The sequence below is a fragment of the Streptomyces sp. TRD_SC_5 genome, assembly GCF_056836825.1.
The window spans coordinates 5,620,711-5,642,421 of the sequence record NZ_JBWZZS010000001.1 but is presented as its reverse complement, the minus strand read 5'-3'; the positions used below and the strand labels follow the sequence as shown (position 1 = coordinate 5,642,421).

24 protein-coding genes are annotated in these 21,711 nt (G+C 70.9%); 7 read left to right on the top strand and 17 right to left on the bottom strand.

The window, feature by feature from the left end:
- The first annotated feature begins 127 nt into the window (after positions 1-127).
- Both AC1P0E_RS25925 and AC1P0E_RS25920 read left to right on the top strand, forming a co-directional pair.
- Positions 128-799 (top strand): potassium channel family protein, encoded by a 672-nt coding sequence (locus AC1P0E_RS25925; protein WP_482744512.1) that lies wholly within the window; start codon positions 128-130, stop codon positions 797-799.
- A complete protein-coding gene (locus AC1P0E_RS25920) occupies positions 796-1,473 on the top strand; it encodes a potassium channel family protein (RefSeq protein WP_482744511.1) in 678 nt (225 codons plus the stop codon). The genes AC1P0E_RS25925 and AC1P0E_RS25920 overlap by 4 nt, the downstream gene beginning before the upstream one ends.
- A 78-nt stretch (positions 1,474-1,551) precedes the next feature.
- Here AC1P0E_RS25920 and AC1P0E_RS25915 read toward each other — a convergent pair whose 3' ends face one another.
- From AC1P0E_RS25915 to AC1P0E_RS25875, 9 genes are all read right to left on the bottom strand, one after another.
- The gene (locus AC1P0E_RS25915) at positions 1,552-2,331 is read right to left on the bottom strand and encodes a DUF3159 domain-containing protein (RefSeq protein WP_482744510.1); all 780 of its coding nucleotides are present in this window, start codon (positions 2,329-2,331) and stop codon (positions 1,552-1,554) included.
- Between the two features lie 3 nt (positions 2,332-2,334).
- Positions 2,335-2,733, bottom strand: a complete 399-nt coding sequence (locus tag AC1P0E_RS25910; RefSeq protein ID WP_450262011.1) for an OB-fold nucleic acid binding domain-containing protein — start codon at positions 2,731-2,733, stop codon at positions 2,335-2,337.
- 34 nt (positions 2,734-2,767) lie between these two features.
- Positions 2,768-3,451 (bottom strand): response regulator, encoded by a 684-nt coding sequence (locus AC1P0E_RS25905; protein WP_482744509.1) that lies wholly within the window; start codon positions 3,449-3,451, stop codon positions 2,768-2,770.
- Positions 3,452-3,507: 56 nt separating this feature from the next.
- Complete coding sequence (locus AC1P0E_RS25900) at positions 3,508-6,051, bottom strand: ATP-binding protein (RefSeq protein ID WP_482744508.1); 2,544 nt, start codon at positions 6,049-6,051, stop codon at positions 3,508-3,510.
- A gap of 101 nt (positions 6,052-6,152) precedes the next feature.
- Positions 6,153-6,797, bottom strand: a complete 645-nt coding sequence (locus AC1P0E_RS25895) for a potassium-transporting ATPase subunit C (protein ID WP_482745900.1) — start codon at positions 6,795-6,797, stop codon at positions 6,153-6,155.
- A 92-nt stretch (positions 6,798-6,889) separates the two neighbouring features.
- Positions 6,890-6,979, bottom strand: a complete 90-nt coding sequence (gene kdpF, locus AC1P0E_RS25890) for a K(+)-transporting ATPase subunit F (protein ID WP_482744507.1) — start codon at positions 6,977-6,979, stop codon at positions 6,890-6,892.
- A 294-nt stretch (positions 6,980-7,273) separates the two neighbouring features.
- Complete coding sequence (locus tag AC1P0E_RS25885) at positions 7,274-8,044, bottom strand: DUF3710 domain-containing protein (protein ID WP_482744506.1); 771 nt, start codon at positions 8,042-8,044, stop codon at positions 7,274-7,276.
- Position 8,045: 1 nt separating this feature from the next.
- Positions 8,046-8,561: a dUTP diphosphatase gene (gene dut, locus AC1P0E_RS25880; protein WP_482744505.1), complete on the bottom strand. Its 516-nt coding sequence runs from the start codon at positions 8,559-8,561 to the stop codon at positions 8,046-8,048.
- Positions 8,558-9,100: a PaaI family thioesterase gene (locus AC1P0E_RS25875; protein ID WP_482745899.1), complete on the bottom strand. Its 543-nt coding sequence runs from the start codon at positions 9,098-9,100 to the stop codon at positions 8,558-8,560. Before AC1P0E_RS25875 ends, dut begins: the two co-directional genes overlap by 4 nt.
- Before the next feature lie 124 nt (positions 9,101-9,224).
- Between AC1P0E_RS25875 and AC1P0E_RS25870 the strand changes: the two genes are divergently transcribed.
- Positions 9,225-9,683 (top strand): DUF3093 domain-containing protein, encoded by a 459-nt coding sequence (locus tag AC1P0E_RS25870; protein WP_482744504.1) that lies wholly within the window; start codon positions 9,225-9,227, stop codon positions 9,681-9,683.
- Here AC1P0E_RS25870 and AC1P0E_RS25865 read toward each other — a convergent pair.
- The 4 genes from AC1P0E_RS25865 to AC1P0E_RS25850 form a co-directional block, all read right to left on the bottom strand.
- Positions 9,680-10,543, bottom strand: coding sequence for a hypothetical protein (locus tag AC1P0E_RS25865; RefSeq protein ID WP_482744503.1), 864 nt, complete (start codon positions 10,541-10,543; stop codon positions 9,680-9,682). The genes AC1P0E_RS25870 and AC1P0E_RS25865 overlap by 4 nt on opposite strands.
- A gap of 12 nt (positions 10,544-10,555) precedes the next feature.
- Positions 10,556-10,852 carry a DUF4193 domain-containing protein gene (locus AC1P0E_RS25860; RefSeq protein WP_482744502.1) on the bottom strand — a complete coding sequence of 99 codons (297 nt, stop codon included), beginning with the start codon at positions 10,850-10,852 and terminating at the stop codon, positions 10,556-10,558.
- 393 nt (positions 10,853-11,245) lie between these two features.
- On the bottom strand, positions 11,246-12,490 hold the full coding sequence (locus AC1P0E_RS25855) for a sensor histidine kinase (protein WP_482744501.1): 1,245 nt from the start codon (positions 12,488-12,490) through the stop codon (positions 11,246-11,248).
- 6 nt (positions 12,491-12,496) lie between these two features.
- Positions 12,497-13,150 carry a response regulator transcription factor gene (locus AC1P0E_RS25850; RefSeq protein WP_028814147.1) on the bottom strand — a complete coding sequence of 218 codons (654 nt, stop codon included), beginning with the start codon at positions 13,148-13,150 and terminating at the stop codon, positions 12,497-12,499.
- 301 nt (positions 13,151-13,451) lie between these two features.
- On the opposite strand from AC1P0E_RS25850, the gene AC1P0E_RS25845 reads away from it, so the two are divergent.
- Complete coding sequence (locus tag AC1P0E_RS25845; protein WP_167518296.1) at positions 13,452-13,625, top strand: hypothetical protein; 174 nt, start codon at positions 13,452-13,454, stop codon at positions 13,623-13,625.
- Between the two features lie 145 nt (positions 13,626-13,770).
- Here the strand turns inward: AC1P0E_RS25845 and AC1P0E_RS25840 are convergent, their stop codons facing one another.
- Both AC1P0E_RS25840 and AC1P0E_RS25835 read right to left on the bottom strand, forming a co-directional pair.
- Positions 13,771-14,571 (bottom strand): inositol monophosphatase family protein, encoded by an 801-nt coding sequence (locus AC1P0E_RS25840; protein WP_482744500.1) that lies wholly within the window; start codon positions 14,569-14,571, stop codon positions 13,771-13,773.
- A 14-nt stretch (positions 14,572-14,585) separates the two neighbouring features.
- Positions 14,586-15,716: a ferrochelatase gene (locus tag AC1P0E_RS25835; protein ID WP_482744499.1), complete on the bottom strand. Its 1,131-nt coding sequence runs from the start codon at positions 15,714-15,716 to the stop codon at positions 14,586-14,588.
- A 108-nt stretch (positions 15,717-15,824) separates the two neighbouring features.
- Between AC1P0E_RS25835 and AC1P0E_RS25830 the strand changes: the two genes are divergently transcribed.
- A complete protein-coding gene (locus tag AC1P0E_RS25830; RefSeq protein WP_482744498.1) occupies positions 15,825-17,081 on the top strand; it encodes an MFS transporter in 1,257 nt (418 codons plus the stop codon).
- Positions 17,032-18,369 (top strand): D-arabinono-1,4-lactone oxidase, encoded by a 1,338-nt coding sequence (locus AC1P0E_RS25825; protein WP_482744497.1) that lies wholly within the window; start codon positions 17,032-17,034, stop codon positions 18,367-18,369. The genes AC1P0E_RS25830 and AC1P0E_RS25825 overlap by 50 nt, the downstream gene beginning before the upstream one ends.
- Before the next feature lie 24 nt (positions 18,370-18,393).
- On the opposite strand, the gene AC1P0E_RS25820 is transcribed toward AC1P0E_RS25825, so the two are convergent.
- On the bottom strand, positions 18,394-19,251 hold the full coding sequence (locus AC1P0E_RS25820) for a hypothetical protein (protein ID WP_482744496.1): 858 nt from the start codon (positions 19,249-19,251) through the stop codon (positions 18,394-18,396).
- A gap of 475 nt (positions 19,252-19,726) precedes the next feature.
- Between AC1P0E_RS25820 and sepH the strand changes: the two genes are divergently transcribed.
- Positions 19,727-20,788 (top strand): septation protein SepH, encoded by a 1,062-nt coding sequence (sepH, locus tag AC1P0E_RS25815; protein ID WP_482744495.1) that lies wholly within the window; start codon positions 19,727-19,729, stop codon positions 20,786-20,788.
- A gap of 65 nt (positions 20,789-20,853) precedes the next feature.
- Here sepH and AC1P0E_RS25810 read toward each other — a convergent pair whose 3' ends face one another.
- Positions 20,854-21,681 carry a sulfurtransferase gene (locus AC1P0E_RS25810; protein WP_482744494.1) on the bottom strand — a complete coding sequence of 276 codons (828 nt, stop codon included), beginning with the start codon at positions 21,679-21,681 and terminating at the stop codon, positions 20,854-20,856.
- Positions 21,682-21,711 lie beyond the last annotated feature (30 nt).

The following is a 21,711-nucleotide window of genomic DNA, read 5'->3' as shown; positions in this document are numbered from 1 at the left end:
ACGAAGACAGGGGCGAGGCAGTGCGGGCACTGGTGTCCGCGCCACCCCCGGTGAGCCGAGAAGGAAGATGTGAGCAGGGTGTTTGGGCAGGTCAGCCGGGCGACCAGGAGTGCGGGGTAACGGGACGATGCACGTCGTCATCATGGGCTGCGGGCGAGTGGGAGCCGCTCTCGCGCAGAACTTGGAGCAACAGGGGCACACGGTCGCGGTCATCGACCAGGACCCCACGGCCTTCCGCCGCCTGGGTTCCGGTTTCGGCGGCCGCCGGGTCACCGGGGTCGGCTTCGACCAGGACACCCTCCGCGAGGCGGGCATCGAGGACGCCGGCGCCTTCGCGGCGGTGAGCAGCGGCGACAACTCCAACATCATCGCGGCCCGGGTGGCCCGCGAGATGTTCGCCATCGAGAACGTCGCGGCCCGTATCTACGACCCGCGCCGCGCCGAGGTCTACCAGCGCCTGGGCATCCCCACGGTCGCCACGGTCCGCTGGACCGCCGACCAGATGATGCGCCGGCTGCTGCCGTCGGGGGCCGAGCCGCTGTGGCGCGACCCGAGCGGCGGTGTCCAGCTCGCCGAGGTGCACACCTCCCCCGCCTGGATCGGGCACAAGATCAGCCGGCTCCAGGAGGAGACCGGCGTACGCGTCGCCTTCCTCACCCGGCTGGGCGAGGCCGTACTGCCGACTTCCCAGACCGTGCTCCAGGAGGGCGATCTCGTCCACGTGATGATGCGTACGGAAGAGATCGCGAAGGTCGAGGCGGCCTGCTCGCAGGGCCCCGAGGAAGGCGGTCACGCATGAGGGTCGCTATTGCCGGAGCCGGAGCGGTGGGGCGTTCCATCGCGGGCGAGCTGCTGGAGAACGGCCACGAGATCCTGCTCATCGACAAGGCGCCGACCGCCATCTCGGTGGAGCGCGTACCGCTCGCCGAGTGGCTGCTGGCCGACGCCTGCGAGATCACCTCGCTCGACGAGGCGGCGCTCCAGCGCTGCAACGTGGTGATCGCGGCGACCGGTGACGACAAGGTCAACCTGGTCGTCTCGCTGCTCGCGAAGACCGAGTACGGCGTGCCGAGGGTCGTCGCCCGCGTCAACAACCCCAAGAACGAGTGGCTGTTCACCGAGGCCTGGGGCGTCGACGTCGCGGTCTCGACTCCGCGCCTGATGTCGGCGCTGGTCGAGGAGGCGGTGAGCGTGGGCGATCTCGTACGGCTGCTCCGCTTCAGCCACGGCGACGCCAACCTCGTCGAGCTGACGCTGCCGCCCGAGTCGGCACTGGCCGGCACGCAGGTCGGGGACGTCGACTGGCCCGAGGACACCTCGCTGGTCACCATCATCCGCGGTTCGCGCGTGCTGACGCCGAGCCCTGAGGAGACCCTGGAAGCGGGCGACGAGCTGCTGTTCGTGGCAGCCCAGGCGCGCGAGGAGCAGCTGGAGGACCTGCTGTCGGTCCGCAAGGAAGACGCGGCGAGCTGACGGCGGTACGTACCGAGTATGTGAGTGGGGCCCGGAACCGTTGACGGTTCCGGGCCCCACTCACATACGTACGGGAAATCAGACCTCGCGCTGCGCCGCGGCGGCAGCGGCCGCCGCCTTGCGCTCCTTCTCGGCCTTCTCGGCCTTCTCCTGCGCCTCCATCTCCGCGAACACGTCGATGGGCGGCGGAGCCTTCGCCAGGAAGACCCACGTCAGGTACACCGCGAGCAGGAACGGCGGGATCTTCAGCGCGACCAGGACCCAGCCGAGCTGGGTGGTGTCGGCCCACCAGTACAGCGGGAAGAGGATCGCGCACTTGCCGAGCAGGATCAGGCCCCAGGCCCAGCTCGCCTTGGCGTACGCCTTCTTGCGTCCCGGATTGCGCGTACGCCAGGAGAGGTTCTCCTTGAAGATCGGGCCGAGGATCAGGCCGATCAGCGGGACGCCCGCGAGCGTGGTCACGATGTACGCGAGGGCGAGGCCCAGGGTGTAGATCATGCCCGGCAGGTAGAAGTCCTTGGCGTTGCCGGTCATCATCGCGAAGACGACACCGAAGGCGACGCCGAAGACACCGCTGAAGGCGTGCTTGACCGTGTCCCGGCGGATCAACCGTACGGCGACGAGCACCAAGGACACCGCGAGCGCCGCGATGGCCGAGATGTGCAGGTCCTTGTTGATCGTGAAGATCGTGACGAACAGCAGACCGGGGAGCACGGTCTCCACCATGCCCCGCAGGCCGCCGAAGGCCTCGAACAGCGCGGCCTCCGTCACGGCCTTCGCGTCATGAGGGGCTCCGGCTCCTGCTTCGGTCTGTTCGCTGATCTGATCCGTCGCGGTCGGCTTGTCGAGAGACGTCACCCGCTACTCCTGTCCGAGCGGTCGGAGCTCGTATTTGGGATTGAAAAGCACCCGGCGGCCGTGGCTCATGGAGACCCGGCCGGAGGCTATGAGTCTGCGGCCCGGTTCTATGCCCACGATGGAACGGCGGCCCAGCCACACGACGTCCAGGGGCGCCGTGCCGTCGAACAGCTCCGCCTCGAGGGCGGGCACACCGGCCCGCGGACGCAGGGTGACCGTGCGCAACGTACCAGTCACCTTCACCACCTGCCGGTCGTCGCAGTCGCAGATGCGTGAGCATCCCGCGGCCTGGGCGTCCTCCTGCAGCTCCGCGGAATGCAGGTCCTCCTGCGAGGTGGACAGCCGGTCGAGCATCCGGCGGAACCGGCCCGCGGGCTTCTCCGAACGTGGTACGGCACTCATACACGAAGGGTACCGGGGAGAGGGCCCGCACGGATCACCGTTCGAAGCGGTATCCCATGCCGGGTTCGGTGACGAAGTGCCTGGGGTGCGAGGGGTCGGCCTCCAGCTTGCGGCGCAGCTGCGCCATGTAGACCCGCAGGTAGTTGGTCTCGGTGCCGTACGAGGGGCCCCAGACCTCCTGGAGGAGCTGCTTCTGGCTGACGAGGCGGCCCGTATTGCGTACGAGCACCTCCAGCAGGTGCCATTCGGTGGGAGTCAGCCGTACGTCCTTTCCCTCCCGGTGCACCTTCTTCGCGGCCAGGTCGACGGTGAAGTCGCCCGCGTCGACTATCACGTCGTCCTCGGCGGCGCCGGCCGGCTCGGCCCTGCGGACCGCCGCGCGAAGCCTGGCCAGCAGCTCGTCCATGCCGAACGGCTTGGTGACGTAGTCGTCGGCCCCGGCGTCGAGCGCCTCGACCTTCTCGTCGGAGGTGTGGCGGGCGGAGAGCACGAGGATCGGTACGCGGGTCCAGCCGCGCAGCCCCTTGATCACCTCCACACCGTCCATGTCGGGCAGGCCGAGGTCCAGGACGACCACGTCGGGATGCCGGGCGGCGGCGAGCCGGAGCGCGGTCGCGCCGTCGGGGGCCGCGTCGACTTCGTACTTGCGCGCCTTCAGGTTGATCACGAGGGCGCGTACGATCTGCGGCTCGTCGTCGACCACGAGCACCCGGGTCATGGAGTGCCTGCCTTTCTGCGGGGGTGTACGGAACGAAATGACGGGCGGGGTCACGTTCACGAGGTGACCCGGGCGGGCGGTTCCGGGCGCAGCGGCACGTGCCCGCGGACCGCCTTGAGCGTGAGGACCATCGTCATGCCGCCCCCGGGCGTGTCCTCTGCGGTCAGGGTCCCGCCCATGGACTCGACGAAGCCGCGGGCGACGGCGAGGCCGAGGCCCACGCCGGCGCCGCGCGGGGCGTCCCCGTAGCGCTGGAACGGTTCGAATATCCGGTCTTTGCCGTCGTCGGGGACGCCGGGCCCGCGGTCCGCGACGCGCAGCTCGACCCGGTCGCCGAGCGCGCTGGCGGCGACGGAGACGGGGGCGTCGCCGGGGCTGTACTTGACGGCGTTCTCGACGATGTTGGCGACGGCCCGCTCCAGCAGCCCACGGTCGACGGCCACCATGGGAAGGCTCTCCGGGATGTCGAGGCCGACGCTCTCGGCGGGTACGCCGACGAGCGCCATCGGGACGACTTCGTCGAGGTCGGTCTCGCGGATGAGCGGGGTCACGGTCCCGGTCTGGAGCCTCGACATGTCGAGGAGATTGCCGACGAGGTGGTCGAGGCGGTCCGCGCCGTCCTCGATGCCCGCGAGCAGTTCGGCCTCGTCCGCCTCCGACCAGGCCACGTCGTCGGAGCGCAGGGACGACACGGCGGCCTTGATTGCGGCCAGCGGCGTACGCAGGTCATGGCTGACGGCGGCGAGCAGGGCGGTGCGGATGCGGTTGCCCTCGGCGAGCTTGCGCGCCCCCTCGGCCTCCCCCACCAGGCGCTGTCTGTCCAGTACGACGGCCGCCTGGGCGGCGAAGGCGCCGAGTACCCGCCGGTCCTCCGCCGGCAGCACGCGCCCGGAGAGCGCGAGCGCCATGTGGTCGCCGACGGGCATGTCCACGTCGGCGTCCTCGGGGCGGGCGACGGGCCGGGGACCGACGCTGCCGGCGCAGGTCCAGGGATCGACGTCACTCGCGCGTTCGAGCAGCCCCACCGACTCCATGGCGAAGGTCTCGCGGACCCGCTCCAGCAGGGCGTCCAGGGTGGTCTCGCCGCGCAGGACGCTGCCCGCGAGGAAGGAGAGGATCTCGGACTCGGCGCGCAGCCGGGCGGCCTGGTGGGTGCGACGGGCCGCCAGGTCGACCACGGAGGCGACCGAGACGGCCACCGCGAAGAAGATCACGATGGCGACGAGGTTCTTCGGGTCGTTGATCGTCAGGGTGTGGGTGGGCGGCGTGAAGTAGTAGTTCAGCAGCAGCGATCCCACGGCGGCCGACGCGAGCGCGGGCAGCAGCCCGCCGAGGAGGGCTGCGACCACGGTGAGGAAGAGGAAGAGGAGCACGTTGTTGGCGAGCCCCGGGCCGTGCTCCATGCTCGTGAGCAGTAGGGAGAGCATGACGGGCGCGGCCACGCCGACCAGCCAGCCGGAGACGATCCGGGCCCGCCCCAGGCGGGCACCGCGGGCGACCGGCAGGCCGCGCCCCTTGGCGACGTGGTCGTGGGTGACGATGTGGACGTCCAGGTCGGGCCCGGACTCGCGGGCCACGGTGGCGCCGACGCCGGGCCCGAAGATGTACTGCCAGGCCTTGCGGCGGCTGGAGCCGAGCACGATCTGGGTGGCGTTGACGCCACGCGCGAACTCCAGCAGTGCGGAGGGCACGTCGTCGCCTATGACGTGGTGGAAGGTTCCGCCGAGGTCCTCGACGAGAGTCCGCTGTACGGCGAGTTCCTTGGGCGAGGCGGAGGTCAGGCCGTCGCTGCGGGCGATGTAGACGGCGAGGATCTCGCTGCCGGAGCCCTTGGCGGCCATGCGCGAGGCGCGGCGGATGAGCGTACGGCCCTCGGGTCCGCCGGTGAGGCCGACGACGATGCGCTCGCGGGCCTGCCAGGTGGAGCGGATGTTGTGCTCGCCGCGGTACTGCTGGAGGTATTCGTCGACGCGGTCGGCGACCCACAGGAGCGCCAGCTCGCGCAGTGCGGTGAGGTTGCCGGGCCTGAAGTAGTGGGACAGGGCGGCGTCGAGCTTGTCGGGCTTGTAGATGTTGCCGTGGGCCATGCGGCGGCGCAGGGCCTGGGGCGACATGTCGACCAGCTCGATCTGGTCGGCGCGCCGTACGACCTCGTCGGGTACGGTCTCGCGCTGCCGTACGCCGGTTATCGACTCGACGACGTCGCCGAGGGACTCGAGGTGCTGGATGTTGACGGTCGAGATGACGTCGATGCCGGCCTGGAGCAGTTCTTCGACGTCCTGCCAGCGCTTGGCGTTGCGCGATCCGGGGACGTTGGTGTGGGCGAGTTCGTCGACCAGGGCGACGGCGGGTCGGCGTTCGAGGGCGGTATCGACGTCCATCTCGGCGAAGACGGAGCCGCGGTATTCGATCTCGCGCCGCCGGACCTGCTCCAAGCCGTTCAGCATCACTTCGGTACGCGGCCTGTCGTGGTGCTCGACGAAGGCGACGACGCAGTCGGTGCCGCGCTCCACGCGCCGGTGGGCCTCGGACAGCATGGCGTACGTCTTGCCGACACCGGGCGCCGCACCCAGGTATATCCGAAGCTTGCCGCGTCCCATGGCCCCATTGTCTGCGCTGTCTCCAGGCAAAACGGACGCGGGGGCAGACTTCAGGTGCGTATTGACGCAACTCTGACGCCCGCCGCCGCCATCCGACGTAGTCAGTCCTTGGCCCGAGCGGCCGCGAGCTCCTTGAGCGCGATGTTGAGTGCGAGAACGTTCACCCGGGGCTCCCCCATGAAGCCGAGGGTCCGCCCTTCGGTGTGGTCCGCGACCAGCTTCTCGACCCGCCCGGCGTCGAGCCCGTTCCTCTCCGCGACCCGGTGCGCCTGGAGGGCGGCGTACTGCGGTGAGATGTGCGGGTCGAGCCCGGAGCCGGACGAAGTGACGGCCTCGGCCGGCACGTCCGAGGGGTCGACCCGGTGGCCGGCCGTGGAGTTGTCCCTGACGACGGCCGCCTTCGCGTCCTTGACCCAGGCGATCAGCTCCTTGTTGTCGCCGGAGCGGTTGGTCGCCCCGGAAACGATGAGCTTGTACGGGGTGTTGACGCTGTTGGCACCGAGCCCGTTGGACGGGCGCGGCTGGAACCACCTCAGGTCCGGGCCGGGCGTCTCCTGAGCCTCCCGCAGCGGCAGGTCGTACCGCTGCCCGATCAGCTCGGAGCCGACGACCCTGCCCCCGGACGTGACCTCGGAGCCGTTGGCCTTGTCGGGGAACAGGGCCTGCGCGGCGCCGGTGACGACGAGCGGGTAGCCGACACCGCTCTCGGCCCGCAGATGCTTCGGCGAGGAGTAGACGCGGGCCATGTGATCACCGAGGGGCCGGTACACCAGGCCCAGCGCCACGACGAGCGCGAGCAGCTGGAGTACGCCGGCGAGGACAGGACTCATGGCGGGGCTCAGAACCTCTCCGGGTACACAAGGGCGAGGACGAGACAGCCCAGCAGGGAGACGGCCACGACCAGGCCGACGATGTTCTCGGCTGTCACACCTTCGCCACCCCCTTGGCGATGACTGCCACCAGCGCGAAGACCGTGAGCGCGGTGACGACGAAGGCCACGTCGGCCATCGTGTGCTCCTAGAAGAGTTACGGATTGTCTGACCTCCCGAGGAAACCTCCTCCAAAAGCGCCCGGGCCCTGTGTTGACGCCTCCCTTACGGCCACGGGCGCCGCCTTGACGTGATCCATACGGAACCGCTCCGACCAGCAGAAAAGCCGGTGGGCCGCACTCCCAAAGGGGAGTGCGGCCCACCGGCCACGTCAGTTTCGGGTCAGCCCCGGGTCAGTGCACTTCCGTGATCTCCGGACCGCGCTGCAGCTGTCCCATCCCGCCGGAGAAGCGCGAGCCTTCCTGCTCCTCCTGCTGGACGCCCTCGGGCACCATCTGCGCGTCGTCCGGCAGCTTGAGGACGATCGGGTCACGCGGGGCCATCGGCCCCTCGCCCCGTACGACCACGGTGTCCTTGAAAACGTGCTCCAGCACGCCCGCGGCCTCCGGCTGCACCGCGCCCTGACCGGAGATCACTCCGCGCAGGAACCAGCGCGGCCCGTCGACACCGACGAAGCGCACCATCTGCACGCCGCCCGTGCCGTCCGGCAGCTGTACGGGCACCTGGGCCCGCAGCTCCCAGCCCAGCGGACCCTCGATCTCGTCGATGACGCCGCCCTGCTGGGTGATGCCCGACGCGATCTCCTCGCGGACCTCGCCCCAGATGCCTTCCTTCTTGGGCGCCGCGAAGGCCTGGAGCTGTACGGCGCTGTCGCGCAGTACGACCGTCGCCGCGACGATCGCGTCGCCCGCGACCTCGACCCGCAGTTCCATGCCCTCGACCCCGGGCACGAACATGCCGCCCAGGTCGACCCGGCCCTCGCCGGGTTCCATCACCTCGGACACGTCCCACGGACCGTCCGGGCGGGGTGCCGGTGGCAGGTTCACCCTGCGTACCGACCCGTCGCCGTCCGCGGCCTCGTCAGGCTCGACGTCGTCGACGACCTGCTCGGCCTCGCCCGCCACATCCGTGGCGGATTCGCTCTTCTTGCGACGTCCGAACACGTCACTGTCCTTCCCGGTCGGATACGACCGATGCGTATCGATTCCCACCCGCCCGGCCGTCCACGGCGGCATGACCGCCGGTGGAACCGAAGCCCCCCTCGGCCCGCGCCGAGCCGGGAAGCTCCGCGACCTCGTGGAAGCGCACCTTCTCGACCTGTTGGACGACCAGTTGGGCAATCCGGTCGAAGCGCTCGAACCGCACGCTTTCACGCGGGTCGAGATTGACCACGATCACCTTGATTTCCCCACGGTACCCGGCATCCACCGTCCCCGGGGCATTCACGAGGGCGACTCCACAGCGGGCGGCGAGACCGGATCGCGGGTGCACGAAGGCCGCGTACCCGTCAGGCAGCGCGACAGACACCCCGGTCGGAAGCACCGCACGCTCACCGGGAGCGAGTTCGGCGGCCTCCGTGGTGACCAGGTCGGCTCCCGCGTCGCCCGGATGTCCGTACGAAGGAAGGGGTACGTCGGGGTCGACCCGGCGGATCAGCACGTCGACAGGATTACGGGTCACGGGTTCACCTCGAAGGCGCGGGTGCGCCTGACCTGATCGGGGTCGGCCATCGCCGCCCGGATCTCCTCCGGGCGTCCGTTCTCGATGAAGTGGTCGACCTTGACTTCGATGAAGAGGGCGTCGGCGCGGACCGCCACGGGGCCGTCGGGGCCGCCGATCCGTCCGGTCGCCGTGGAGTAGATCTTGCGGCCGTGCACCGCGGTCACCTCGGCGTCGAGGTGCAGCACGGTGTCCACCGGCACGGGACGTACGAAATCGGTCTCCAGCCGGCCGGTCACCGCGATGACCCGCAGCAGCCAGTTCAGCGAGCCGAGCGTCTCGTCGAGCGCCGTGGCCAGTACGCCGCCGTGTGCGAGGCCGGGGGCGCCCTGGTGGGCGGCCTTGACCGTGAACTCGGCCGAGACGCGCACGCCCTCACCGGCGCGGGCCTGGAGGTGCAGCCCGTGGGGCTGGCCCCCGCCGCAGCCGAAGCAGTGCTCGTAGTGCGCGCCGAGCAGCTCGCCGGGCGGCGGTGCGTCGGGGTGCCTGACCGGGGCTATGGCGTCGGCCGGGGGCTTGAGGGCCGCGGGCCCGGGGGCCGTCTCCCGGGAGTTCTCAGTACTCACAGGCGCAGACCTTACCCGCGCGGGTACGCGCAGGTCGCGCCGTGCCAAGCTTGGTTTCATGCAGCCTTCCGCCCCGCAGTACGCAGAACGTCTCACCGCGCCCCGCTCCTGGTGGATCATCGCCGGACTCATCGGTGTCTCGGGCGGGCTGATACTGATGCCCCTGGGTCTCCTGCCGATGCTGGGCGGGATCGTCGCGGCGGGCGCGCTCGCCGCGGCCGGGGTGAGTTCGTACGGCTCCCAGCGGATCCGGGTGGTCGGGGACGCGCTGATCGTCGGCGACGCCCGTATCCCGGTCTCCGCGCTCGGCGAGGCCGAGGTGCTGGACGCCGACGAGGCCCGCGCCTGGCGGTCGTACAAGGCCGATACGCGCGCCCACATGCTGCTGCGCAGCTACATCCCGGGGGCGCTGCGCGTGGAGGTCACCGACCCGGCCGACCCGACGCCGTACCTCTACCTCTCGACGCGCGACCCCGAGGGCCTGGCGGCGGCTCTCGCGGCCGTACGGGCGGGCTAGCTTCCCAGCTCCTTGCGGCCGGGCTTCGGCTCGGCCCGAGGCTCCATGGGCGGTTCCAGGGGCGGCAGCTCGGGCAGCGCGTCCCAGGGGACCTGCATGTCGCGCAGGTCCTTGCGGATGCGCTCGGCGAGCTTTCTGGTGTCGCGGCGGTTCATCACGGCGCCGACGGCGGCGCCGACCATGAACGGCATGAGGTTCGGCAGATTGCGGACCATGCGTTTCATGATCTGCTGGCGCAGCTGGCGCTTCATCTGAGTGCCGAGCGCCGTGTTGTACGTGGCCGGTTTGGTCACGTCGATCCCTCGCTCCTGTGTCCAGGAGGTGAGGTAGGCGGTGCTGCGCTGGGCGAGCCCGCCGGGCGGCCGCATGCCGTAGACCTCGTGCAACTCCGCGATGAGCTTCAGCTCGATCGCGGCGACGCCGGTGACCTCGGCAGCCAGCTCGGCCGGCATCGCGGGGGGTACGGGCAGCATGGCCGCCGCGCCGATGCCCGCCCCCACGGTGGAGGTGCCGTTGGCCGCACCCGCCACCAGTTTGTCGGCGAGCTGCTCCGGGCCGAGGCCCGGGAACTGCTTGCGCAGGGTCGGCAGGTCGCGCACGGGAACGCGCGGCGCGAGGTCGATGACCCGGTCGGCGAGATAGCCGATGCCGGCTTTCGCGCCCTGGCCGCCCTTCCGTACGCCCTGCCTGACAGCCGCCAGACGCCGGGCCCGCACAGTGGGCCCTTCCGCCGCTTCGAGCGAGGCCGTCGGGCCCCGCTCGTCGTCACGTGCGCCGACGGCCGCGCTCACGCCTTGCGGCGCCTCCGGGGAATCCTTGCGCCGGAAGCGCTTCCTCCTGGGCGGTGTCGCGCCTGCCACGGCCGGCCCCGCCTAGTCGCAGTCGCGGCAGATCGGCTGACCGTTCTTCTCCCTGGCCAGCTGGGAGCGGTGGTGCACCAGGAAGCAGGTCATGCAGGTGAACTCGTCGGCCTGCTTGGGCAGGACGCGAACGGCGAGCTCTTCGTTGGAAAGGTCGGCGCCGGGCAGTTCAAGCCCTTCCGCCGCCTCGAATTCGTCCACGTCGACGGCCGATGTCGACTTGTCGTTCCGACGTCCCTTGAGCTCTTCAAGGCTGTCCGATTCGACGTCGTCATCGGTCTTGCGTGGGGTGTCGTAATCCGTTGCCACTGTCGCTCTCCCCCTCTGGGTAGTTGCGGTGTCTCAGCGCACGTAACGCGTGAGAGGCCGGACTTGTGCCCGACCTGAGGCGGAGATTTTGCCTCACATCAAGGTCTGTTACTCAATCGACACCCAACCGATCCCCTCAGGAGTGATCGGTTTGGATGGCGATCGGGACCGTACACGGTCCGAATGTCGCACTTCACGAGCGCCACCTCGTGTACTTCCCGTTATCTCACCCCCAGGAAACCCGGACTTTTCCCGGTTTTCCGGGGAGGTCCGCGATCACGGAGAGTGGATGGCCGGAAAATCGAGTCTGTGATCGATCACACACAGACCGACTCGTGCCGGGTCCAGAAAATTCCGCTTAAAGCGAACAACCGCGTGGCTGCGCGAAACGTCTCAGACCGGGAGCGTCACACGCATCACGAGGCCACCGCCCTCGCGGGGCTCCGCGATGATACGGCCTCCGTGGGCCCTCGCGACGCTACGCGCGATCGAGAGGCCGAGACCTACGCCCTTGTCGCTGCCGGTGCGCTCCGTGCGCAGGCGCCGGAACGGCTCGAAGAGGTTGTCGATCTCGTACGCGGGAACCACTGGCCCCGTGTTCGAGACCACCAGGAGTGCCTGGCCGTGCCGGCTCTCGGTGGTGACCTCGACCCAGCCGTCCTGCGGGACGTTGTAGCGCACGGCATTCTGCACCAGGTTGAGGGCGATCCGCTCCAGCAGTACGCCATTGCCCTGCACGACGGCGGGCGCGCGCTCGCCGCGGATCTCGACGCCCTTCGCCGCCGCCTCGCCGTGCGCCTGGTCGATGGCGCGCGAGGCGACCTCGGCCAGGTCCACCGGCTTGCGCTCGACGATCTGGTTGTCGCTGCGGGCGAGCAGCAGCAGCCCCTCCACGAGCTGCTCGCTGCGCTCGTTGGTGGCCAGGAGCGTCTTGCCGAGCTGCTGGAGCTCGGGGGGCGCGCCGGGGTCGGAGAGGTGGACCTCCAGCAGCGTCCTGTTGATCGCGAGCGGCGTGCGCAGCTCGTGCGACGCGTTGCCCACGAACCGCTGCTGAGCGGTGAACGCCCGCTCCAGGCGGTCCAGCATCTCGTCGAAGGTGTCGGCGAGCTCCTTGAGCTCGTCGTCGGGGCCGTCCAGCTCGATCCGCCGGGTCAGGTCGCTGCCGGCCACCCTGCGAGCGGTACGGGTGATCCTGCCCAGCGGCGAGAGGACGCGGCCCGCCATCGCGTAACCGAACGCGAAGGCGATGATGCTCAGCCCGAGCAGGGCGAGCAGCGAGCGGCTGAGCAGCTGGTCGAGCGCCTGCTGGCGCTGGTGGTTGACGCAGGCGTTCATGGCCGCGTTGAACTGCTCCGGCGAGGGGTTGCTGGGCAGCTCCCGCAGGTTGCTGCACACCGCGCTCTCGACGCTGCCGCTGACGATCTTGAAGGGCAGGTCGCTGCCGACCGTGAGCGCCTGGGCGGCGAGCAGGTAGATGATCGAGAGCAGCAGAATGCCCGCGATCAGGAACATGCCGCCGTACAGCAGGGTGAGCCGTATCCGGATGGTCGGGCGCAGCCAGGGGAACGAGGGTTCCTGCTCCCTCGGGTCCCAGGTCGGTTTCGGCGGCGCCGCGGGCGGCACCGGAGTGGAGGCCATGGCGCGTCAGATCCGGTAGCCGGAGCCGGGCACCGTGACGATGACCGGCGGCTCGCCGAGCTTGCGGCGCAGCGTCATGACGGTGACGCGGACGACGTTCGTGAACGGGTCGGTGTTCTCGTCCCACGCCTTTTCGAGCAGCTGCTCGGCCGACACGACGGCGCCCTCACTGCGCATCAGCACCTCCAGCACCGCGAACTCCTTCGGCGCCAGCTGGATCTCCTGGCCGTCGCGGAAGACCTCGCGGCGGTTCGGGTCGAGCTTGATGCCGGAGCGCTCCAGGACGGGCGGCAGGGCCACGGTCGTACGGCGCCCGAGGGCCCGTACCCGCGCGGTCAGCTCGCTGAAGGCGAAGGGCTTGGGCAGATAGTCGTCGGCGCCGATCTCCAGCCCCTCCACGCGGTCGCTGACGTCACCGGAGGCGGTGAGCATCAGGACGCGGGTGGGCATGCCCAGCTCGACGATCTTCCGGCAGACGTCGTCACCGTGGACCAGTGGAAGGTCACGGTCCAGCACGACGACGTCGTAGTCGTTCACCCCGATACGTTCCAGGGCGGCCGCTCCGTCGTACACGACGTCGACGGCCATGGCCTCCCGGCGCAGTCCGGTGGCAACCGCATCGGCGAGCAGCTGCTCGTCCTCGACGACGAGTACGCGCACGTCGCATTCCTTCCGTTGATCTGCCCATGCGGGCAGGTCTGTGCCATTGACTGTGTGCTGCCATCCTGCCCCTTTCGGCCATAAACCGGCGGTAAGGCGGTACGGGCGGCAGGTGCCGCAGAGCGGCCATGAGTGGGGATTTCCATGATTCCTGGGCGAGTTGAGGTTTTCCTGAGGCGGCCTGTGGGGAGGACGACTGCACACCCCGCGATCACGCCCTGTATTCGGCACGCCACGTGATCGATCCACCCACCCTCGGCACACCCCCGTGCCACCGACCCATGACGAGGGGGCGCAACCCATGGACGCTTTCACCGCAGGCCTGCTGCAGCGCATAAAGGCCACGGAATCCGACCTCACGATGGCTCGTGAAACGGGCGACGACTTCCTGGCGGAGGTGGAGCAGGCGGAGCTGGAGGACCTGCACCGGCTCGCCGCGGAACACGGCGTACAGGTCACCGCCGCGAGCGCGTAACCTCCTGCCGGTCGACCGTACGGAGTGCAGAAGGGCCCCGGTGCCAGGGGAAGGCACCGGGGCCTTGCGCGTCCCTGCCGGGGCTTGCCCCAGGGCCGGGAAGGGGTGGGGTGGGGTGGGGAAGAACCCCGCAGGCCACCCGGCCCTAGTCGTGCCAGGCGCCGAAGTCCTCCAGGAGCGCCTGCAGCGGCTCGAACACGCCCGGCGACGCCGCGACCGTCAGCGCCCCGGACGGACGCTCACCCGGCCGCCCACCGGTCACGGCCCCCGCTTCCCGCGCGATCAGATCCCCCGCGGCCAGATCCCACGGACTGAGCCCGCGCTCGTAGTACCCGTCCAGCCGCCCCGCGGCCACATCGCTCAGGTCGATGGCCGCCGAGCCACTGCGCCGGATGTCCCGCAGCCTCGGAATCAGCCGCTGCACGACGTCCGCCTGGTGGCTGCGCACCGTGGCGACGTAGTTGAAGCCGGTGGAGACCAGAGCCTGGTCGAGCGGCGGCGCGGGCCGCACACGCAGCGCGACGCCGTTGGCATACGCGCCACCGCCGCGCACCGCCTGGTACGTCTCCCCCCGCATCGGCGCCTCCACGACCCCGGCCACCGTCTCGCCGCCCAGCTCGGCCGCGATGGACACCGCCCAAGTAGGCAGCCCGTACAGGTAATTCACCGTGCCGTCGAGCGGGTCGATCACCCACCGCACCCCGCTCGTGCCCTCGCTGCTCGCGCCCTCCTCCCCCAGGACGCCGTCGTCGGGCCGGTGTTCGGCGAGGAAGCCGGTGATCAGCTTCTCGGCGGCGATGTCCATCTCGGTGACGACATCGATGGGACTGGATTTGGTCGCGGCCACACCGAGGTCGGCCGGCCGCCCGTCCCGCAGCAGCGCGCCGGCCCGCCGCGCGGCCTCCAGGGCGAGTTCGAGCAGCTCGGACAAGAGGGGGTCGGTCACGGGCTCTCCCAGAGTCAGGCGTACGGACTGTCGGCGCCCGCTGCCGCGGGCTTGGGGGCCCGGGCCGGGCAGCACCCGACCGGGCAGAGGTCGTGGCTGGGGCCGAGCGCCCCCAGCGCGCACCGCTCCACCGGAAGCCCCCGCTCGGCGGCCGCCCGCTCGAGCAACAGCTCGCGGACGGCGGCGGCGAAGCGCGGGTCGGCGCCGACGGTCGCGGACCGCCGCACGGGCAGGCCGAGTTCGGCGGCCTTGGCGGTGGCCTCGGTGTCGAGGTCGTACAACACCTCCATGTGGTCCGAGACGAAGCCGATCGGCACCATCACCACCGCCGGCGCGCCCGCCGCGTGGCGCTCCTCCAGGTGGTCACAGATGTCCGGCTCCAGCCACGGGATGTGCGGCGCCCCGCTGCGCGACTGGTAGACGAGCTGCCAGGGGTGCGCGACGCCGGTCTCCTCGCGCACCGCCTCGGCGATCACCCGCGCCACGTCCAGGTGCTCGGCGACGTACGCACCACCGTCACCGTGCCCCTCCACCGGCCCGGAGGTGTCCGCCGCGGCGGTCGGGATGGAATGCGTCGTGAAGGCGAGGTGCGCGCCCGCCCGTACGCTCTCGTCCAGCTCCGCCAGGGACTTGACGACCCCGTCGACCATCGGCCGTACGAAACCGGGATGGTTGAAGTAGTGCCGCAGCTTGTCGACGCGCGGCGGCTCGATCCCCTCGGCCTCCAGCGTCGCGAGCGCCTCGGCGAGGTTCTCGCGGTACTGGCGGCAGCCGGAGTACGAGGCGTACGCGCTCGTGGCGAGCACGGCGATCCGGCGGCGGCCGTCGGCGGCCATCTCGCGCAGGGTGTCGACGAGGTACGGCGCCCAGTTGCGGTTGCCCCAGTAGACGGGCAGGCCGTCCGGAGCGTGCTCGGCGAGGTCCTTGCGCAGGGCGTCGATCAGCGAGCGGTTCTGCTCGTTGATCGGGCTGACTCCGCCGAAGAGGAAGTAGTGCTGCCCCACCTCCTTGAGCCGCTCCTTGGGGATGCCGCGGCCGCGGGTGACGTTCTCCAGGAACGGGACCACGTCGTCCGGGCCTTCGGGGCCGCCGAAGGAGAGAAGCAGCAGGGCGTCGTAAGGGGCGGGATCGCGCTGATCGGGCATGGGAACGATCCTGCCACCCGCGCGCGGCGGCGGTGAAACCGCCGTGCGGCCCGCCGTCGGGCGGCCGTAAGATGCAAGTCCCATCTATACGCCTTACCGGAGCGCCCCTTGCCCAGTCCTTACCGCGCGATCTTCGCCGCCCCCGGCGCCAAGGCGTTCTCCGTCGCCGGTTTCTTCGGCCGAATACCGATTTCCATGATGGGCATCGGCATCGTCACCATGATTTCCCAGATCACCGGCCGGTACGGGCTGGCGGGCGCCCTTTCCGCGACGCTCGCCATGGCGGCCGCCGTGATGGGCCCCCAGATATCGCGTTACGTCGACCGGTACGGGCAGCGGCGCGTTCTGCGCCCCGCCACCCTGGTCGCGGTCGCGGCGGTCGCGGGCCTGCTGATCTGCGCCCAGCAGGGCGCGCCCGAGTGGACGCTGTTCGTGTTCGCGGCGGGGGCCGGATGCGTACCGAGCGTCGGCTCGATGGTCAGGGCCCGCTGGGCGGAGATCTACCGGGGCTCCCCGCGCGAGCTGCACACGGCGTACTCCTGGGAGTCGATCGCCGACGAGGTCTGCTTCATTTTCGGCCCGATCCTCGCCATCGGGCTGTCGACCGCGTGGTTCCCGGAGGCCGGACCGCTGCTCGCCGCCGTGTTCCTGACGATCGGCGTCTTCTGGCTGACCGCCCAGCGTGCCACCGAGCCCGTTCCGTATCCGCGCGACCAGCACACGGGAGGCTCCGCGCTGGCCTCCCGCGGGCTCCAGGTGCTGGTGGCCACCTTCGTGGCCGTCGGCGCGATCTTCGGGTCGATCGACGTGGTGACGGTGGCATTCGCGGACGAGCAGGGCCACAAGGCCGCGGCCAGTCTCGTCCTCGCCGTGTACGCGCTCGGTTCCTGCCTCGCGGGAGCGGTCTTCGGGCTGCTGCATCTCAAGGGGCGGGCGTCCACCAGGTGGCTGGTGGGCGTCTGCGCGATGGCCGTGAGTATGATCCCCCTCCTACTGGCCGGGAACTTGCCGTTGCTGGCCGTGGCGCTCTTTGTCGCGGGCCTTTCCATCGCACCGACGATGGTGACGACCATGGCTCTCATCGAGCAGCACGTACCGCGCACCAAACTGACCGAGGGCATGACCTGGACAGGGACCGGGCTCGCCGTCGGCGTCGCTCTCGGTTCCTCGGCCGCAGGCTGGGTGGTCGACGCGGCGGGGGCGGACGCGGGGTACGCGGTGCCCGTCGCGGCGGGAGCTCTCGCGGCCGTCGTGGCGTTCCTGGGGTATCGCCGGCTTCGCACGCCGGCGCCGACGCGGGGAGGGCACGGGACAGATGGCCGGCACATCGAGGACGGCGTCCAGGAGAGCCAGCACGTGGCGTAACTGGGCGGGGAACGTCACCGCCCGTCCGGTGCGGGAAGTGTCCCCCGCCTCGGCCGAGGAGCTCGCCGAGGCGGTACGCAGGGCCGCGGCGGACGGCCTGAGGGTGAAGCCGGTCGGCACGGGCCACTCGTTCACGGCGGCCGCCGCGACCGATGGCGTGCTGATACGCCCCGACCTGCTGACCGGCATTCGCCGGATCGACCGGGCGGCCGGGACCGTGACCGTGGAAGCCGGTACTCCGCTCAAGCGCCTGAACGTGGCGCTCGCCCGGGAGGGCCTGTCGCTCACCAACATGGGCGACATCATGGAGCAGACGGTGGCCGGCGCGACCAGCACCGGGACGCACGGCACGGGCCGCGACTCGGCCGCGACGGCGGCGCAGATCGTGGCGCTGGAACTGGTGCTGGCGGACGGCACGCTGCTCACGTGCTCCGAGAAGGGGACCGCCGAAGAGCGAGCCGTCTTCGCGGCGGCCAGGGTCGGGCTCGGCGCGCTGGGCGTGGTCACGGCCATCACGTTCACCGTGGAGCCGATCTTCCTGCTGACGGCGCGCGAGGAGCCGATGACGTTCGACCGGGTCACGGCCGACTTCGACGCGCTGCATGCCGAGAACGAGCACTTCGAGTTCTACTGGTTCCCCCACACCGGCAACTGCAACACCAAGCGCAACAACCGCAGCGCGGGCCCGGCGGCCCCTCCCGGCAGGGTCAGCGCCTGGGTCGAGGACGAACTTCTCTCCAACGGCCTCTTCCAGGTGGCCTGTTCGGTGGGCCGGGCGTTTCCGGCGGCCGTCCCCACGATCGCCAAGGTCTCCAGCCGCGCGCTGTCCGCCCGTACGTACACGGACATTCCCTACAAGGTCTTCACAAGCCCCCGCCGGGTGCGCTTCATGGAGATGGAGTACGCCGTTCCGCGCGAGGCGGCGGTGGCGGCGCTGCGCGAGGTGAAGGCGCTGATCGAGCGCTCGCGCCTGCGTGTCGGTTTCCCGGTGGAGGTACGCACGGCTCCGGCGGACGACATCACGCTCTCCACGGCGTCGGGCAGGGACACGGCGTACATCGCGGTGCACCTCTACCGGGGCACGCCCTACCAGGCGTACTTCACCGCGGTGGAGCGGATCATGACCGCGCACGGCGGGCGGCCGCACTGGGGCAAGGTGCACACGCGCGACGCGGAGTACCTTGCCGGGGTCTACCCGCGCTTCGCCGAGTTCACGGCGCTGCGCGACCGGCTGGACCCGCAGCGCCTCTTCGCCAACGACTACCTGCGCCGCGTGCTGGGCGACTGAGACCCCGCGAACCCCTGCCCCGGCCTACGGGGCAGGGGTTTTCGCCGGCGCGTCGTCGCCGCCACCGACGCCGCCCGTCGACGGGTCATCGCCCGAGCCTGCGCCGGTTTCATCACCGGCACTGCCGGACGCCGGCGGAGTAGGAGTCGGTGTCGGTGCCGGGGTCGCCTCCTCGGTCGCGCCGCCGCTGTCGTCCGGCGTCGTGGGCGGCGTCCCGCCGGGGTCGGGTGAGGTGCCGGCGCCTCCGGTGCCCGCGCCAGAGGCGCCGGGCCGCTGGTCCGGGGTCTCTGGCCCCGGCGTCGCCGAGCCGCCACCGCCAGGGGTGTCCGCCGATGGCGCAGGCGCATCCGCCGGCGGGGTCTTCCGGCGGTGCTGGTCGGCGCCGCGGAAGACGTTCCCGACCGTGCTGCCCTTGCCGCCGCTGAGGTCGCCGCCCGAGAGCAGCTCGTACGCCGTGATGCCACCCATGGCCACGACGAAGACGACGACCGCCGCGATGACGGAGCGCTTCCAGCCCCGCACCCGCGTGCCGTGCGTAGTGGCCTCGCCGAACTCCTCGCTCAACTCCCCCTTCGCGAGGCCCGTCGGCACCGCGACCCGGCGCAGCACCCGAGTCCCCGTCACCTGACGGGCGCCGGCCACCTTCGGCTTCGCGTGGACCGTGACCTCGCGGATCTGTTCCCCGGTGCGCCGGAAGAGATGCTGGAAGACCGTGCCGCCGCTGGTCGCGACGACACTGACCACTCCCGCGCCGATGATCGTCCCGTACACGCCGAGCTTGGAGGCCAGCACCGCCGCCACGACCGCGGCCACCGCGCTCCCCGCTACCTGCGCCACGCTCAAGTCGAGTCGCGGATTCTTCGGCTCCTCCCTGTCGGTCACCGGGCCGGTCTCCCGCTTCCCGTCCGTGCTCAGCCTCTGATTACCCATCTCACCCATCTGGCCTATCTGTTCCACCCCGCAACATGAAGGGACATTTGGGCGAAGGGGATAGTTCCGTTTCCGGAGAATCTGTGAAGCAGGCCACGTGGGAGGGGTCGCGGCGGCGAACCGGCGGACTCAACTCCCGTACCCCACGAGAACTTCGGTGGCGCGCCGGTCCACCCCCATGGCCCGAATGGAGTACTGTGGCGAGCCCTGGGTCCGGCCTCCATCGCGGACGCCCGCCGCACACAGTGACGAGGCAGTCACTATGAGTGGCGAAATGGTAACCGTGCCATAACGGCGTTCCCGGGCTGATGCCCGACACGCCGGGCAACTGGGCAAGGTTGTGGCAGGCTGCACCCGGGCAGGCCACACTCGACTAGCGGAAGCAGCGACGCACGTGACGTCGGCAGGCACCACCCGGGAGGTTCCCATGCCCGAACTGCGTGTCGTGGCCGTCTCGAATGACGGCACACGACTGGTGCTGAAGGCTGCTGACAGCACGGAGTACACGCTTCCGATCGATGAGCGGCTGCGTGCCGCGGTGCGCAACGACCGCGCCCGTCTCGGCCAGATCGAGATCGAGGTGGAGAGCCACCTCCGCCCTCGCGACATCCAGGCGCGTATACGCGCCGGTGCCTCCGCCGAGGAGGTCGCTCAGCACGCCGGTATCCCCGTCGACCGCGTGCGCCGCTTCGAAGGACCCGTGCTCGCCGAACGCGCCTTCATGGCCGAACGCGCCAGGAAGACACCGGTACGCCGCCCCGGAGAGAACACCGGGACCGGGCCCCAGCTCGGTGAGGCCGTGCAGGAGCGGCTGTTGCTGCGCGGCGCCGACAAGGAAACCGTTCTGTGGGACTCCTGGCGGCGCGACGACGGTACGTGGGAAGTGCTGCTGGTCTACCGCGTCGCGGGCGAGCCCCACTCCGCGAGCTGGACGTACGACCCGCCCCGGCGGCTCGTACAGGCCGTGGACGACGAGGCGCGCGCGTTGATCGGTGAGACGGACGACACGGCCATGGCGGCCGCGCCCGAGCCGAGCTTCCCGTTCGTACCGCGGATCGCCCGGCTGCCCAGGGACCGGCCGCTGGACCGCGCGCTCGACCGGCAGCTGGAGCGGCCCACCGCGCCCGAGCCGGACGAGTCCGTCGGCAGTGAGCGGGATTCGCTGACCAGCCTGCTGGAGGCGGTGCCGAGCTTCCGCGGCGACATGGTCGTGCCCGAGCGGCCCGCGCCGCCGCCCGAGCCACCGACGACCGAGCCCGTATCGGCCGAGGAGCCGGAGGCCGAGGAGCCCGCCGCGTCCGCCGCCTCGGGAGCCGGTGCGGCGTACGCCGATGTGCTCATGCCGCGCGCCGTCGCAGGTCATCGCGACCGGCTCACCGGTACGACGGACCGCCAGGCCGAGGCCGACGGGGTCCGTCCCGGGCGGCGGGCGGCCGTACCGAGCTGGGACGAGATCGTGTTCGGTACGCGTCGCAAGAAGCAGGACTAGACGCTTTGCGCCCAGGGGCCCGTACGGATGGTGTACGGGCCTCTGCGCATGCGGAGTTACGGGAGTTACCGGGGGTCCGCCCCGGTGGCCACGGGACGGGACTCGTCGGCCGACCACTCCGACCACGACCCCACGTACAGCGCCGCCGGGATGCCCGCGACCTCCAGCGCCAGCACCTGCTGGGCCGCGGAGACGCCCGAGCCGCAGTAGACGCCGACCGGCCGGTCCTCGCCGGCGCCCAGCGACTTGAAGCGGGCGGCCAGCTCGGGCGCGGGCAGCAGGCGGCCGTCGGGCCCGACGTTCTCCATGGTCGGAGCGGACACGGCGCCCGGGATGTGGCCGGCGACCTTGTCGATCGGCTCCACCTCCCCCCGGTACCGCTCGCCCGCCCGCGCGTCGAGCAGCAGCCCGGTACGGGCCAGTTCGGCTGCGTCGTCGGCTTCGAGGAGCCGTACGGACCCCGGGACTGGCCGGAAATCGCCTGGGGCCGGGGTGGGCAATTGCGACTCGACCGGGCCCGTCCACTGCGCCAGGCCACCGTCCAGAACCCGTACGTCGGGGTGGCCGGTCCAGCGCAGCATCCACCAGGCACGCGCCGCGGCCCAGCCCTGCCCGCCGTCGTACACGACGACAGGGGCGCCCTGGGAAACGCCCGCGCGGCGCATGACGGCGCCGAAGGCCTCGACATCGGGGAGCGGGTGGCGGCCTCGGGGCCCCGGCGGATCGGCGAGTTCCGCTTCGAGGTCGACGAAGACCGCTCCCGGGATGTGGCCGGCCTCGTAGGCGGCGCGGCCGTGCGGTCCGCCCATCTCGTAGCGGACGTCCAGGAGGACCGGCGGCCTGTCTTCCGTCAGCTCGCCGGCGAGTTCGGCTGCGGTGATGATGGCATTCATAAGTGCCATCCTCGCGCAGCCTTCAGTGCG

What these genes read in the sequence shown, in the direction of transcription:
- AC1P0E_RS25925 (WP_482744512.1), top strand. Translation starts at nt 128, where the DNA reads ATGCACGTCGTCATCATGGGCTGCGGGCGAGTGGGAGCCGCTCTCGCG.
- AC1P0E_RS25920 (WP_482744511.1), top strand. Translation starts at nt 796, where the DNA reads ATGAGGGTCGCTATTGCCGGAGCCGGAGCGGTGGGGCGTTCCATCGCG.
- AC1P0E_RS25910 (WP_450262011.1), bottom strand. Translation starts at nt 2,733, where the DNA reads ATGAGTGCCGTACCACGTTCGGAGAAGCCCGCGGGCCGGTTCCGCCGG.
- AC1P0E_RS25905 (WP_482744509.1), bottom strand. Translation starts at nt 3,451, where the DNA reads ATGACCCGGGTGCTCGTGGTCGACGACGAGCCGCAGATCGTACGCGCC.
- AC1P0E_RS25900 (WP_482744508.1), bottom strand. Translation starts at nt 6,051, where the DNA reads ATGGGACGCGGCAAGCTTCGGATATACCTGGGTGCGGCGCCCGGTGTC.
- AC1P0E_RS25895 (WP_482745900.1), bottom strand. Translation starts at nt 6,797, where the DNA reads ATGGCCCGCGTCTACTCCTCGCCGAAGCATCTGCGGGCCGAGAGCGGT.
- AC1P0E_RS25870 (WP_482744504.1), top strand. Translation starts at nt 9,225, where the DNA reads ATGCAGCCTTCCGCCCCGCAGTACGCAGAACGTCTCACCGCGCCCCGC.
- AC1P0E_RS25855 (WP_482744501.1), bottom strand. Translation starts at nt 12,490, where the DNA reads ATGGCCTCCACTCCGGTGCCGCCCGCGGCGCCGCCGAAACCGACCTGG.
- AC1P0E_RS25845 (WP_167518296.1), top strand. Translation starts at nt 13,452, where the DNA reads ATGGACGCTTTCACCGCAGGCCTGCTGCAGCGCATAAAGGCCACGGAA.
- AC1P0E_RS25835 (WP_482744499.1), bottom strand. Translation starts at nt 15,716, where the DNA reads ATGCCCGATCAGCGCGATCCCGCCCCTTACGACGCCCTGCTGCTTCTC.
- AC1P0E_RS25825 (WP_482744497.1), top strand. Translation starts at nt 17,032, where the DNA reads ATGGCCGGCACATCGAGGACGGCGTCCAGGAGAGCCAGCACGTGGCGT.
- sepH (WP_482744495.1), top strand. Translation starts at nt 19,727, where the DNA reads ATGCCCGAACTGCGTGTCGTGGCCGTCTCGAATGACGGCACACGACTG.
- AC1P0E_RS25810 (WP_482744494.1), bottom strand. Translation starts at nt 21,681, where the DNA reads ATGAATGCCATCATCACCGCAGCCGAACTCGCCGGCGAGCTGACGGAA.